The organism is Streptomyces sp. NPDC050433 (assembly GCF_044458565.1).
In the GTDB taxonomy this organism is placed as follows: Bacteria; Actinomycetota; Actinomycetes; order Streptomycetales; family Streptomycetaceae; genus Streptomyces.
The window spans coordinates 49,486-62,565 of sequence record NZ_JBITIB010000033.1; the positions used below are offsets into that span (position 1 = coordinate 49,486).

At 71.3% G+C, this 13,080-nt stretch carries 13 protein-coding genes and 1 riboswitch; of the genes, 8 read left to right on the top strand and 5 right to left on the bottom strand.

What is annotated here, in order from left to right; translation table 11 throughout:
• Positions 1 to 131 precede the first annotated feature (131 nt).
• On the bottom strand, positions 132 to 497 hold the full coding sequence (locus tag ACIBLA_RS31410) for an Rv2175c family DNA-binding protein (protein WP_363244965.1): 366 nt from the start codon (positions 495 to 497) through the stop codon (positions 132 to 134).
• Positions 498 to 543: 46 nt separating this feature from the next.
• Complete coding sequence (locus ACIBLA_RS31415; protein WP_399200591.1) at positions 544 to 1,707, bottom strand: NAD(P)/FAD-dependent oxidoreductase; 1,164 nt, start codon at positions 1,705 to 1,707, stop codon at positions 544 to 546.
• Positions 1,708 to 1,870: 163 nt separating this feature from the next.
• Positions 1,871 to 1,985, top strand: a riboswitch (TPP riboswitch).
• Between ACIBLA_RS31415 and thiO the strand changes: the two genes are divergently transcribed.
• The 5 genes from thiO (at position 1,982) to ACIBLA_RS31440 (ending at position 7,338) form a co-directional block, all read left to right on the top strand.
• Positions 1,982 to 3,154, top strand: coding sequence for a glycine oxidase ThiO (gene thiO, locus ACIBLA_RS31420; protein ID WP_363244967.1), 1,173 nt, complete (start codon positions 1,982 to 1,984; stop codon positions 3,152 to 3,154). It overlaps the preceding riboswitch by 4 nt.
• On the top strand, positions 3,151 to 3,399 hold the full coding sequence (thiS, locus tag ACIBLA_RS31425; RefSeq protein WP_363244968.1) for a sulfur carrier protein ThiS: 249 nt from the start codon (positions 3,151 to 3,153) through the stop codon (positions 3,397 to 3,399). The genes thiO and thiS overlap by 4 nt, the downstream gene beginning before the upstream one ends.
• 5 nt (positions 3,400 to 3,404) lie before the next feature.
• Positions 3,405 to 4,199 (top strand): thiazole synthase, encoded by a 795-nt coding sequence (locus tag ACIBLA_RS31430; protein ID WP_363244969.1) that lies wholly within the window; start codon positions 3,405 to 3,407, stop codon positions 4,197 to 4,199.
• A gap of 127 nt (positions 4,200 to 4,326) precedes the next feature.
• Complete coding sequence (locus ACIBLA_RS31435; RefSeq protein WP_399200574.1) at positions 4,327 to 6,456, top strand: PASTA domain-containing protein; 2,130 nt, start codon at positions 4,327 to 4,329, stop codon at positions 6,454 to 6,456.
• 3 nt (positions 6,457 to 6,459) lie between these two features.
• Positions 6,460 to 7,338 (top strand): deoxyribonuclease IV, encoded by an 879-nt coding sequence (locus ACIBLA_RS31440; protein ID WP_363244971.1) that lies wholly within the window; start codon positions 6,460 to 6,462, stop codon positions 7,336 to 7,338.
• On the opposite strand, the gene ACIBLA_RS31445 is transcribed toward ACIBLA_RS31440, so the two are convergent.
• Entirely contained in the window at positions 7,335 to 7,967 is a 633-nt protein-coding gene (locus ACIBLA_RS31445) for a sulfite oxidase-like oxidoreductase (RefSeq protein ID WP_363244972.1), read from the bottom strand. The two genes, ACIBLA_RS31440 and ACIBLA_RS31445, sit on opposite strands and share 4 nt — an antisense overlap.
• Before the next feature lie 163 nt (positions 7,968 to 8,130).
• On the opposite strand from ACIBLA_RS31445, the gene bfr reads away from it, so the two are divergent.
• On the top strand, positions 8,131 to 8,610 hold the full coding sequence (gene bfr, locus ACIBLA_RS31450; RefSeq protein WP_363244973.1) for a bacterioferritin: 480 nt from the start codon (positions 8,131 to 8,133) through the stop codon (positions 8,608 to 8,610).
• Positions 8,611 to 8,632: 22 nt separating this feature from the next.
• Here the strand turns inward: bfr and ACIBLA_RS31455 are convergent, their stop codons facing one another.
• Both ACIBLA_RS31455 and ACIBLA_RS31460 read right to left on the bottom strand, forming a co-directional pair.
• Positions 8,633 to 8,938, bottom strand: coding sequence for a (2Fe-2S)-binding protein (locus tag ACIBLA_RS31455; protein ID WP_363245014.1), 306 nt, complete (start codon positions 8,936 to 8,938; stop codon positions 8,633 to 8,635).
• A 156-nt stretch (positions 8,939 to 9,094) separates the two neighbouring features.
• Positions 9,095 to 10,450 (bottom strand): class II 3-deoxy-7-phosphoheptulonate synthase, encoded by a 1,356-nt coding sequence (locus ACIBLA_RS31460; RefSeq protein ID WP_363244974.1) that lies wholly within the window; start codon positions 10,448 to 10,450, stop codon positions 9,095 to 9,097.
• A 108-nt stretch (positions 10,451 to 10,558) separates the two neighbouring features.
• On the opposite strand from ACIBLA_RS31460, the gene ACIBLA_RS31465 reads away from it, so the two are divergent.
• Positions 10,559 to 10,615: a trp operon leader peptide gene (locus ACIBLA_RS31465; RefSeq protein ID WP_363245015.1), complete on the top strand. Its 57-nt coding sequence runs from the start codon at positions 10,559 to 10,561 to the stop codon at positions 10,613 to 10,615.
• A 128-nt stretch (positions 10,616 to 10,743) separates the two neighbouring features.
• Positions 10,744 to 12,696, top strand: coding sequence for an anthranilate synthase family protein (locus ACIBLA_RS31470; protein WP_399200575.1), 1,953 nt, complete (start codon positions 10,744 to 10,746; stop codon positions 12,694 to 12,696).
• Positions 12,697 to 13,080: the final 384 nt, after the last annotated feature.

Consider the following 13,080-nt stretch of genomic DNA (forward strand, 5'->3'; position numbering starts at 1 on the left):
CGTGTTGGGGTGGGGCGGGGGGGGGGGGGGGGGGGGGGGGGGGGCCCCGCGCCGCGGGGGGGGGGGGGGGGGGGGGGGGGGGGGGGGGGGCGCGGCCCCCCCCCCCCCCCCCACGGCCGGTGGTGGTGTCGTCAGACGGCGAGCGCCTGCGCGCGGCGCTTCACCTCCGTGCCGCGATTCTCGCTGAGGGCCTGCGCGGGCGTGCCCGGCAGGGACGGGTCGGGAGTGAAGAGCCACTCAAGCATCTCTTCGTCGGTGAAGCTGTCGTCCCTCAGGAGCGTCAAGGTCCCGGCGAGGCCCTTGACGACCTTGGTGCCGTCGATGAAGGCTGCCGGCACCTGAAGCGCGCGGTTCTCACCTCGGCGTACGGCGATCAGCTGGCCTTCCTTCACCAGTTGGCGCACACGCGTCACCTCGATATCGAGCATTTCGGCGATATCGGGCAGGTGAAGCCAGGCAGGGACGAGAGCATCGATCTTTGCGTCAATCTCAGTCACAGGACAAGCCTGCCATCCCGGACTGACAGTCGGAAGCCGAGCCGGGTCAGAGCGCCGTCAGTTTCAGGGGTACGGCGGGGTCGGCGGCACGCTCCGTGTCGATCCGCGTGCCCGCCGCGACGAGCTTGCGGCCCTGCGCCAGATCACGCGGCCTGCCGACGGCGAGCAGCGCCACCAGCGCCCCGTCACGCAGCCACAGCACCGACCATGCGGCGCTCGACGGGTCACCGCGCCACAGCAGGGTGTCGGCCCGCGCGTGGTGCCCCGCGTACTGCACGAAGCGGCCGAACTGCTCGGACCAGAAGTACGGCACCGGGTCGTACGGCTCGTGCGACTCGCCCACGATGTCGGCGGCGACCGTGCGCGGCCCCTGGAGCGCGTTGTCCCAGTGGTGCACCATCAGCCGCTCGCCGTAGCGGGCCGAGGGGAACGAGGCGCAGTCCCCGACCGCGTACACGCAGGGGTGTGATGTGCGCAGCCGGTCGTCGGCCGTGACGGCGCCCTCGGGTCCTGTCTCGATGCCGGAGCCCGCCAGCCAGGCCGTGGCCGGTCTGGCGCCGATGCCCACGACCACCGCGTCCGCCGCCAGCTCACGGCCGTCCGCGAGGACCACCCTGCCGGGCTCGACGGTCGCCACGCGCGCGTGGGTGAGGAGTTCGGCGCCACTCTCCGCGTACCAGTGCGCCATCGGAGTGGCGACCTCGGCGGGCAGGGCACCGGCGAGCGGACGGCCCGCTGCCTCGACGACGGTCACCGCGCAGTCGGCCTCCCTGGCCGCGGTGGTGAACTCGGCGCCGATCCAGCCCGCGCCGACCACGACGACGTGCCGCTTGCGGTCCAGGACGGGGCGCAGCCGCGCGGCGTCGTCCAGGGTGCGCAGCAGATGGACGCCGGGGACGCCTTCCGCGCCCGGCAGCGTGATCGGTTCGGCGCCGGTGGCGAGGACCAGCACGTCGTACGGAACCGGCCCCGACTCCGTGTCCAGTTCCTGGTCCCCGGTGCGTACGCCGGTCACGTCGAGGCCCAGCCGCAGTTCCACGGAGAGCGCTTCGAAGTCCACGTCGAAGGCCGAACTCTCCGCCGTCCCCAGGAGGACGGCCTTGGAGAGCGGGGGCCGGTCGTAGGGCTGGTGCCTCTCGGCGCCGATGAGGATGACCGGGCCCTCGTAGCCCAGTTCGCGCAGTGCCACGGCGGTCTGCACGCCCGCCATACCCGCGCCGACGATGACGGTGCGCCGCTCGTCCGTCTGCTTCCGCTGCTCGTTCACCCGATCACCTTAAGGACCCGGCAGGGCGACGACTCCCTTACAGGGCGCGGGGACAGGGGGTTACGCTGACCTCTGAAGCACTTATCGGCAGTAGCGAACAAGAGACTTCACACCTCGCGGGAGCCCGGACGCACCGGGCTGAGAGGGAGGCTGACGCGGCCTCCGACCGTACGAACCTGATCCGGGTCATGCCGGCGAAGGGAGGAGCTGGACGCCCATGCGGTCATCTCATACAGACGTCTTGGTCGTCGGGGGCGGGATCATCGGTCTCGTCACCGCCTGGCGCGCGGCGCAGCGCGGACTCGCCGTCACCGTCGTCGATCCCGAGCCGGGCGGCGGCGCCGCCCAGGTCGCCGCCGGGATGCTCGCCGCCGTCAGCGAACTCGACCACGGCGAACAGACCCTGCTGGGGCTGAACATCGCCTCCGCGCGGCTCTACCCCGACTTCGTCGCCGAGTTGGAGTCGGCCACCGGCCAGGACACCGGCTACCGCGCCTGCGGCACGCTCGCCGTCGCTCTGGACACCGACGACCGCGCGCGACTGCGTGAACTCCACGCCCTCCAAGGGAGGTCGGGTCTGGAGTCCGAATGGCTCACCGGCCGTGAGTGCCGGCGACTGGAGCCGATGCTCGCTCCGGGAGTACGCGGCGGGCTGCGCGTCGACGGCGACCACCAGATCGACCCGCGCAGGCTCGCCGCCGCCCTCGTGACGGCCTGCGAGCGGGCGGGGGTGGTCTTCCACCGGGCCTGGGCCGAGCGCCTGCGGGTGGTCCGGGACCGGGCCGCCGGGGTCATCGTCGCCGACGGCACGGAACTCGCCGCGGACCAGGTCGTCATCGCCGGCGGCAGCCTCAGCGGGCAGCTCTCGGGCGTGCCGGACGACGTGCTGCCGCCGGTACGCCCCGTCAAGGGCCAGGTCCTGCGGCTGACGGTGCCGCGCCCGTACGCCCCGTTCCTGTCCCGGACGCTGCGCGCCGAGGTCCGCGGCAGCCATGTCTATCTGGTGCCGCGCGAGAACGGCGAGCTGGTCGTGGGCGCTACGAGCGAGGAGCTGGGCTGGGACACGACGGTGACGGCGGGCGGGGTGTACGAGCTGCTGCGCGACGCCCACGAACTCCTCCCCGGCATCACCGAACTCCCGCTCACCGAGACCCGCGCCGGGCTCCGTCCGGCCTCGCCGGACAACGCCCCGCTGCTCGGGCCGACCGCCCTGCCCGGCCTTCATCTGGCGACGGGGCACCACCGCAACGGGGTGCTCCTGACGCCCGTCACCGGCCGGGTGATGGCGACCGTGCTCACGACGGGTGAACTCCCCGACGACGCACTCCCCTTCACGCCCGGCCGCTTCTCGTCCGCCGTCGTCTCCGTAGGTCAGGAGCAGCACGCATGACCGACACCGTGCATTCGTCCGTGAACGAGTCCGCGAAGGGACCCGTGACCGTCTCCGTGAACGGAGAGGCCCGCGTCCTCGCCGGCCGCGTCACCCTTGACGTCCTCGTCGCGACCCTCACCCCCGCCCCGTCAGGCGTCGCCGCCGCCCTCAACGAGACCGTCGTCCCGCGCGGGCGCTGGTCGGCCACCACCCTGGCCGACGGCGACCGCGTCGAAGTCCTCACCGCCGTCCAAGGAGGCTGAGCCCGATGTCCGACGACCGGCTCGTGATCGGCGACACCGTCCTCAACTCCCGGCTCATCATGGGTACGGGCGGCGCGCCCAGCCTCGGCGTACTGGAAAGGGCCCTGACCGCGTCGGGCACCGAACTCACCACCGTCGCCATGCGCCGGCTGGACCCCACCGTGCAGGGCTCGGTCCTGTCCGTGCTCGACCGGCTGGGCATCCGGGTCCTGCCGAACACGGCGGGCTGTTTCACCGCGGGCGAGGCCGTCCTCACCGCCCGCCTCGCCCGCGAGGCCCTGGGCACCGACTGGATCAAACTCGAAGTGGTCGCGGACGAACGGACGTTGCTGCCCGACCCGATCGAACTGCTCGACGCCGCCGAGACGTTGGTGGACGACGGCTTCACCGTCCTGCCGTACACGAACGACGACCCGGTGCTCGCCAGAAAGCTTCAGGACGTCGGCTGCGCGGCGATCATGCCGCTCGGTTCCCCGATCGGGTCCGGTCTGGGCATCCGTAACCCGCACAACTTCCAGCTGATCACCGACCACGCGCGCGTGCCGGTCATCCTGGACGCGGGCGCCGGTACGGCGTCGGACGCCGCGCTCGCCATGGAGCTGGGCTGCGCTGCGGTCATGCTGGCGTCGGCGGTCACGCGCGCCCAGGAGCCCGTCCTGATGGCCGAGGCGATGCGGCACGCGGTCGAGGCGGGCCGGCTGGCCCACCGCGCGGGCCGCATCCCGCGCCGGCACTTCGCGGACGCCTCGTCTCCTACGGAGGGCCTGGCGAAGCTGGACCCGGAACGGCCGGCTTTCTGACGGCGGGGGAGGGCCGACGGCCGATTGCCGCGATGCGGTGTGCGTGCTGTCACAAGACGGCTCCATTGGCGCGTCGGAGCTGACCGGGGGCTGCGGGACTGTCGGTGGCGGCTCGTAGACTCAACGGGTGGATACGACGCTCAAGGACCCTCTGGTCGGGCACGTGCTCGACGGCCGTTACCGCGTCGACGCGCGCATCGCCGTCGGCGGCATGGCCACGGTCTACCGCGCTGTCGACACCCGGCTCGACCGGGTCCTGGCCCTGAAGGTGATGCACCCGGCCCTGGCGACCGACGCCGTCTTCGTGGAGCGCTTCATCCGCGAGGCCAAGTCCGTGGCGCGCCTCGCGCATCCGAACGTGGTGGGGGTCTTCGACCAGGGCGCCGAGGGCGCGTACGTCTACCTGGCGATGGAGTACGTCGAGGGGTGCACGCTGCGGGACGTCCTGCGCGAGCGCGGCGCTCTCCAGCCGCGCGCCGCCCTCGACATCCTGGAGCCGATGCTGGCGGCGCTGGGCGCCGCCCACCGGGCCGGCTTCATCCACCGCGACATCAAGCCGGAGAACGTGCTGATAGGGGACGACGGCCGGGTGAAGGTCGCCGACTTCGGTCTCGTACGGGCCGTCGGCTCCGTCACCAACACCACGGGGACGATCCTCGGCACGGTCTCGTATCTCGCACCGGAGCAGATCGAGTACGGCACCTCCGACACCCGCGTCGACGTGTACGCCTGCGGTGTGGTCCTGCACGAGATGCTGACCGGCACCAAGCCGCACGGCGGCGACACCCCCGCGCAGGTGCTCTACCTCCATCTGAACGAGGACGTGCCCCCGCCGTCCGCCGCGGTGCCCGGCATGGCGATCGAGCTGGACGAGCTGGTCGCGGCGGCCACCGCCCGCAATCCGGAGATCCGTCCCGAGGACGCCGTGGCGCTCCTCGCGCTGACCCGCCGGACGCGCGCGGCGCTCGACGACGCGCAGCTGGACGCGGTGCCGCCGCAGGCCACGACCGACGGTGCGGGAGGCGGCACGGGAGCCGGTGCGGGCGTCGGGCTCGCGTCCGAGCCGTCCCAGGACAGCCACGACGGCGCCACCGGCGGCGGGACCGGACCGCGCTCCCCGGACGCTTCCCTGTCAGCGCACGAGGGCTCCGTGGCCGCGCACGACGGCTCCGACGACCGTACGAGCGTGATCCCGCGCCTCGTCCGCCCCCACGCGGCCTCCGACGGATCCGATACGCCCGACCCGTCGGCCGCCTCCTCGGGAGACGACGGCGTCCGCCGCACCAGCCGCCTCACGATGCCGCCGCCAGGACCGGCCGCTCCACCCGCTCAGCCGCCCGAGCGGCGCCTGGGCGGGCGCGGGGGCTCCGGACCCCGTAGGGGCGTGCTGGCGATCGTGGTGGCCGCTCTGCTGGTGTTCGGTGTGGGTGTCGGCGTCTGGTACATCAACTCCGGGCAGTTCACCCGTGTCCCGTCCCTCCTCGGGCAGACCGAGCAGGCAGCGAAGAAGCGCCTCGGCGACGCCGGCCTGGACGCGAAGGTCCAGGAGGACTTCAGCGAGACGTTCGAGCGCGGCACGGTCATGCGTACCGACCCCGAGCCGCGCTCACGGATACGGGGCAACGGTTCGGTGACCCTCGTCATCTCACGCGGCCCGGAGATCGTGCGGGTCCCCGACCTGACCGGCAAGTCACTGGCCGACGCCAAGGACGCGCTGAAGAAGGTGGGGCTGGCGCCGGGCGTCGTCGCCCGGTCCTTCGACGAGGAGACCGACCAGGGCGACATCATCCGCTCCCAGCCGAAGGCGGGTACGGAGCTGCGGCCCGACGCGGGAGTGGCGCTGGTCGTCAGCAAGGGCAGGCCGGTCCATATGCCCGACGTGACCGGCCAGTCCGAGGAGGAGGCGACCGCCTCACTCGAAGACGCCGGACTCGATGTGAAGATCGCGGCCGAGCGGGTCAACTCCCCTGAGGACGCCGGGTCGGTGGCCGGGCAGTCCGCGAAGGAGGGCGCCAAGCTCGCCCGCGGCGACACCGTCACGCTGACCATCTCCAAGGGCCCACGGATGATCGCCGTCCCGGATGTCACGGGGAAGTCGATAAACGCCGCCAGGACCGAGCTGACCGAGGCGGGCTTCGAGGTGGAGGTCGACCGGAGCTTCCCGTTCCTGGACGACACGGTGTCGAAGCAGTCCGTCGACGGCGGCGAGAAGGCCGCCGAGGGCAGCACCATCACCATCACGACCAAGGGAATCTGAGGCTTGACGCTCCCCGACCGCCCGCGCAATCCCGTCGGCGGCCATGTTCCGGTGGCGGGCGGCCTCGCCCGCGTGGGGCTGGCCTGGGCGCGTGACATCGGCGCCGAGACCGTCCAGGTCTTCGTCGCCAATCCACGCGGCTGGGCGACACCGGCCGGAAATCCGGCGCAGGACGAGCGGTTCCGAACGGAGTGCGCCGCCGAGGGGCTGTCGGCGTACATCCACGCGCCGTATCTGATCAACTTCGGCTCCCACACGCCGGAGACGGCCGAGAGGTCCGTGGACTCGCTCCGGCACAGCCTCCGGCGGGGCCGGGAGATCGGCGCGCCGGGGGTCGTCGTGCACACCGGTTCGGCGACCGGCGGGCGGTCGCGCGAGGTCGCGCTGGCGCAGGTACGGGAGCGGATGCTGCCGCTCCTCGACGAATTGACGCACGACGACGACCCGTATCTGCTGCTGGAGTCGACCGCCGGGCAGGGCTCCTCGCTCTGCTCGCTCGCCGAGGACTTCGGACCGTACTTCGAGGCGCTCGACTCGCACCCCAGGCTCGGTGTCTGCCTCGACACATGCCACATCTTCGCGGCGGGCCATGATCTGGCGGCACCCGGCGGGACGCACCGGACCCTGGACGAGCTGGTGAAGACGGTGGGGCCGGGGAGGCTGAGGCTGATCCACGCCAACGACTCGAAGGACGTGTCGGGCGCCCGTAAGGACCGGCATGTGAATGTCGGCGCGGGCCATATCGGCGAGGCGCCGTTCCGGGCGCTGTTCTCGCATCCGGCGACCGAGGGCGTGCCGCTGGTGATCGAGACCCCCGGCGGCAAAGAGGGGCACGCGGCGGACGTGGCCCTCCTGAAGAAGCTGCGCGAGGAAGCTCCCTAGAGTTCGGGTCCCTCGCCGGGGCCTTCCTGGTATGAGTAACGCTGCTCGCGCCAGGGGTCGCCGACGTTGTGATAGCCGCGTTCCTCCCAGAAGCCGCGGCGGTCGGCGGTCATGTATTCCACGCCCCGGACCCATTTCGGGCCCTTCCACGCGTACAGATGCGGAAGGACGAGCCGCAGTGGAAATCCGTGCTCGGCGGTGAGGAGTTCGCCGCCTTTGTGCGTGGCGAAGATGGACCGTTCCGATGTGAAGTCGTCGAGACGGACATTGGCGCTGTAGCCGTACTCGGCCCAGACCATGACATGAGTCACGCTCGGCGCCGGCGGAGCCAGTTCCAGGAGCGTACGGGCGAGCACTCCGCCCCATTCGGCCCCGAGCATGCTGAATTTTGTCACGCAATGCAGATCGGCGACGACTGTCGAGAACGGCAGCGCCGAGAACTCCTCGTGATTCCAGCACCGCTTGTCTCCGTCGGCCGTCGCACCGAAGACCCGGAACTCCCAGCGGTCCGGCTTGAACTTGGGCACCGGGCCGTAATGGGTGACCGGCCAGCCCCGCTGCAGCCGCTGCCCCGGTGGGAGCCCGGACTGCGCCGACTCCCGCTCTTCCCGGCTTTCCGGCTGCCCCATGCCTTCCATGGTGACAGACGGCGAAGGGTGGTCATGACCAGGTACGGTCCGATTCGGGCAACTACTACTAAGTGGGTCCTTACTGGACGGCTTTCTGGCACGGTGCGAGGATGCGCGCATCCTGGCCAGTCCCCGTGTCCCCCGTGTGGAAGGAGCCTCTGCGATGCAGGGCGACCCCGAGGTCATCGAGTTCCTCAATGAGCAGCTGACCGCCGAATTGACCGCGATCAACCAGTACTTCCTGCATGCCAAAATGCAGGAGAACTTCGGCTGGACGAAGCTTGCGAAGTACACACGGTCCGAATCGTTCGACGAAATGAAGCACGCGGAGACCCTGACCGACCGGATTCTCTTCCTGGAAGGCCTGCCGAATTATCAGCGGCTTTTCCATGTACGGGTCGGCCAGACGGTCACCGAGATGTTCCAGGCCGACCGGCAGATCGAGGCGGAGGCGATCGACCGGCTGCGGCGCGGGGTCGAGGTGATGCGCGCCAAGGGCGACATCACATCGGCGAAGATCTTCGAGTCGATCCTCAAGGACGAGGAGCACCACATCGACTATCTCGACACGCAGCTGGAACTGGTCGAGAAGCTCGGCGAGGCGCTGTACATCGCCCAGGTGATCGAGCAGCCGGACAGCTGACGAGCCCCGGCACGCCGACGCGTCAGGCGGCTTCCAGGCCCGCCCGGGAGGCCACCGCCCGCACGAGGGCCGGCTGAGCCGCCGGTGGCTCAGCGATCGCCGTCTCCACGGCCGCCGCGGTCGGCACTGCCTCGGTCGCCGGCAGCTCGCGGCGCGGACAGCCGCCACGGCCGAGGATCGACTGGATGCTGCGTACGCACGAACCGCAGTCCGTGCCGGCCTTCGAAGCCGACGCCATCTGGCGGGGAGTGCAGGCGCCGGCCTCCGCGTGTTCCCTGACCTGCTTCTCGGTGATGCCGAAGCATGAGCAGACGTACACGCGGTTCACCTCCCGGCGGGATCGTATGGCTGGCACCCTCCGTCTTCCACGGTGAGGCAAACCTAACCTTACCTTCCCTCCGGGGCGCACGACAGTCCCCCCTACGCAGGTGGGGCGCGGATCACATCGCGATCCGCGCCCCACCGTGCGTACTGCCGTGACGAGCTACTGCGCCCGGTACATCTCCGCGACCAGGAAAGCCAGATCGAGCGACTGGCTGCGGTTGAGCCGGGGGTCGCAGGCCGTCTCGTACCGCTGGTGCAGGTCGTCGACAAAGATCTCGTCGCCGCCACCCACGCACTCGGTGACGTCCTCGCCGGTCAGCTCGACATGGATGCCGCCCGGATGCGTACCGAGGGCCTTGTGGACCTCGAAGAAGCCCTTGACCTCGTCGAGCACGTCGTCGAACCGGCGGGTCTTGTGGCCGGACGCCGCCTCGAAGGTGTTGCCGTGCATCGGGTCGGTCACCCACGCCACCGTCGCGCCGGACGCGGTGACCTTCTCGACCAGTTCGGGGAGCTTGTCCCTGACCTTGTCGGCGCCCATCCGGACGATGAAGGTCAGCCGGCCGGGCTCGCGGTCGGGGTCGAGCCGGTCGACGTAGCTGAGCGCGTCGTCGACCGTCGTCGTCGGGCCGAGCTTGATCCCGATCGGGTTGGCGATCTTCGAGGCGAACTCGATGTGCGCGCCGTCCATTTGACGGGTGCGCTCGCCGATCCAGACCATGTGCCCGGAGACGTCGTACAGCTTGCCGGAGCGCGAGTCGACGCGGGTCAGCGCCGACTCGTAGTCGAGGAGCAGCGCCTCGTGCGAGGAGAAGAACTCGACCGTACGGAACTCCGCCGGGTCGGTGCCCGCCGCCTTCATGAAGTTCAGCGCGTTGTCGATCTCGCGGGCGAGCCGTTCGTAACGCTGGCCGGACGGGGACGACTTCACGAAGTCCTGGTTCCAGGCGTGCACCTGGCGCAGGTCCGCGTAGCCGCCGGTGGTGAAGGCGCGCACCAGATTGAGCGTCGCGGCGGACGCGTGGTACATACGCTTCAGGCGCTCGGGGTCCGGGACTCTGGCGGCCTCGGTGAAGGCGAAGCCGTTGACGGAGTCGCCGCGGTAGGTGGGCAGCGTCACACCGTCACGCGTCTCGGTGGGCTTGGAACGCGGCTTCGAGTACTGGCCGGCGATCCTGCCCACCTTCACCACCGGCACCGACGCCGCGTAGGTGAGGACCGCGCCCATCTGGAGCAGGGTCTTGAGCTTGCTGCGGATCTGCTCGGCGGACACACCGTCGAAGGCCTCGGCGCAGTCGCCGCCCTGGAGCAGGAACGCCTCGCCCTTGGCGACGGCGCCCATCCTGGCGCGCAGTTGGTCGCACTCGCCCGCGAAGACGAGCGGCGGATAGCTTTCGAGCTCCGCGACGGCGGCGCGCAGGGCCTCGGCATCGGGATACTCGGGCTGCTGCGCCGCGGGGAGGTCTCGCCAGGTCGCCTGCACGGCGGGTGCTCGGGTGTCAGCGTTCACGGTCACGCGGACAACATTACGGGGTCCCGGGGGCCGGACACGCCGTCTCTCAGTGGTTGAGACGCGCGTCCACGATCGTTTTACGGGCGGGCGATGTCGGTTAGGCTCCGCGGCATGTTCGCGCAGCTGAACCAGGCTTGGTGGTGGACCGCACATCCGGCGGTCCGCTGATTCACGCGCGCAACACCGAATCGCAAGGCCGCCCGAGGGGCGGCCTTCCGTGTTTCCCGGCCTGTCGGCCGACACGGACCGGGAATCGGGGCCGTTCCTCCCTCTCCTCCGGAAGGAACACACTCCACATGCAGCACACGCAGCACACCGAGACCAGCCGACTCCTGGCGAGACTCCTCGACGACGGTTGCCCGCCGTTCGCCCTGCTGCGCCGCCGGACGCCGGGGCGGGACCACCACACCGTGGAACTGCTCATCGGCGAGGTACGGGAAGCGGCCCGGCTGGCCGACGTCCCGGCCGACGACGAGCGCCCCTCACTCGCCCTGGTGCCGTTCCGGCAGATCCGCGAGCGCGGCTTCGAGGCGCACGACGACGGGACCCCGCTGGCTGTGCTGGTCGCCGACGAGGTGTACGAGCTGCCGCTCGCCGACGTCCTGGCGCATCTCCCCGTGCACCGGGTCCATGTCGAGGACGGCGCGTTCGACGTCGACGACGAGCGGTACGCGGAGATCGTCCGGCGTGTCGTCGAGAACGAGATCGGCCGCGGCGAGGGCGCCAACTTCGTCATCCGGCGGACCTTCGAGGGCCGGATCCCCGGCTTCGGGCGCGCCGACGCGCTCGCGCTCTTCCGGCGGCTGCTGGCCGGCGAGCGGGGCGCGTACTGGACGTACGTCGTGCACGCGGCCGGGCGGACGCTGGTCGGCGCCAGCCCCGAGGTGCATGTGCGGATGAGCGGCGGCACCGTCGTGATGAATCCCATCAGCGGCACGTTCCGCTATCCGCCCGAGGGGCCCACCACCGAGGCCCTGCTCGAATTCCTCGGCGACCGCAAGGAGACGGACGAGCTGTCCATGGTCGTCGATGAGGAACTGAAGATGATGTGCACCGTCGGCGACATGGGCGGGGTGGTGATCGGCCCCCGGCTCAAGGAGATGGCCCATCTCGCGCACACGGAGTACGAGTTGCGCGGGCGCAGCTCGCTCGACGTACGCGACGTGCTGCGGGAGACGATGTTCGCGGCGACGGTCACCGGCTCGCCGGTGCAGAACGCGTGCCGCGTCATCGCGCGGTACGAGCCGCTGGGGCGGGACGGTGTCGGGCGCGGCTACTACGCGGGCGCGCTGGCCCTCGTCGGACGGGACGCGGGCGGCGCGCAGACCCTCGACTCCCCCATCCTGATCCGGACGGCCGACATCGACGCCGAGGGCGGGCTGCGGGTGCCGGTCGGGGCGACGCTCGTACGGCACTCCGACCCGGCGGGCGAGGTCGCGGAGACCCACGCCAAAGCGGCGGGCGTCCTGGCGGCGCTGGGCGTGCACGCGGGGCGGCCCGGCGGCGCCTCCGTACGGAAGGCGCTCGCCGACGACCCGCGGGTGCGGGCCGCGCTGGACTCGCGGCGGGCCCAACTGGCGCCGTTCTGGCTGAAGATGCAGGAGCGGTCGGCGTCGCTGACGGGGCACGCGCTGGTCATCGACTGCGAGGACACCTTCACGGCGATGCTCGCGCACCTGTTGCGGTCCGCCGGCCTGGACGTGACCGTACGCCGCTACGACGAACCCGGCCTCGGTAAGGAGGCGGTGCTCGCGCACCGGGGCCCCGTGGTGCTCGGTCCGGGGCCGGGGGATCCGTCGGACACCGGTGATCCCCGGATGCGTACGCTGCGCGCGCTGACCGCAGCGCTGCTGCGCGAGCACCGGGACGGGCTGCTGGGTGTGTGCCTCGGCAACGAGCTGATCGCGGCGGAGCTGGGGCTCAGGACGGCGCGCAAGCGGCTGCCGTACCAGGGCGCGCAGACCCGTATCGAACTCTTCGGCAGGACGGAGACGGTGGGCTTCTACAACAGCTTCACCGCACGCTGCGACGACGCCGGGGCGGCGTCGCTGGCGGCGCGCGGCATCGAGGTGAGCCGGGACAAGGCGGGAGAGGTGCACGGGCTTCGGGGACCGGGCTTCGCCGGGGTGCAGTTCCACCCGGAGTCCGTACTGACGCTGCGCGGCCCGGAACTGCTCACGGACCTCCTCGCCGGCGCGATGCGGGGCAGGGGGGTGGGGCGTCGGCGCGAGGGCATGTCGGAGAAGTAGCGCCCCCCTAAAGGGGGTGGGGGCGGTTGGTTACGGGGCGGCGGAGCGGCACTGTGTACCGTCCGGGGCCTCAGAGATCCGGCGGGCGGTTGTCGTCAGGCGCCGGGTGGGCTGAAAGGCCCGTCCGGCGCCTGAAGACAGAACACGTGCCCGTCCTGGCGCCCACGGCCGGCCGATCAGCGGGTGGCCGGGTCGTGTCCGCGAAGTCGCGTCCGGCTCACGACGTGGATGCACGCGTAGCCCTTCGGGCACGGCAGGGGCCCTCTGCGTCGTCGGTGCTCTCGAAGCGTCCGAGTGCGACCGGGACACCCCCAACGCACCAACGTGTCATCAGCCGCTGCCACGGCGGGCGTGAGCCCCGCGCTCCGGGCGGACGACGCCGCT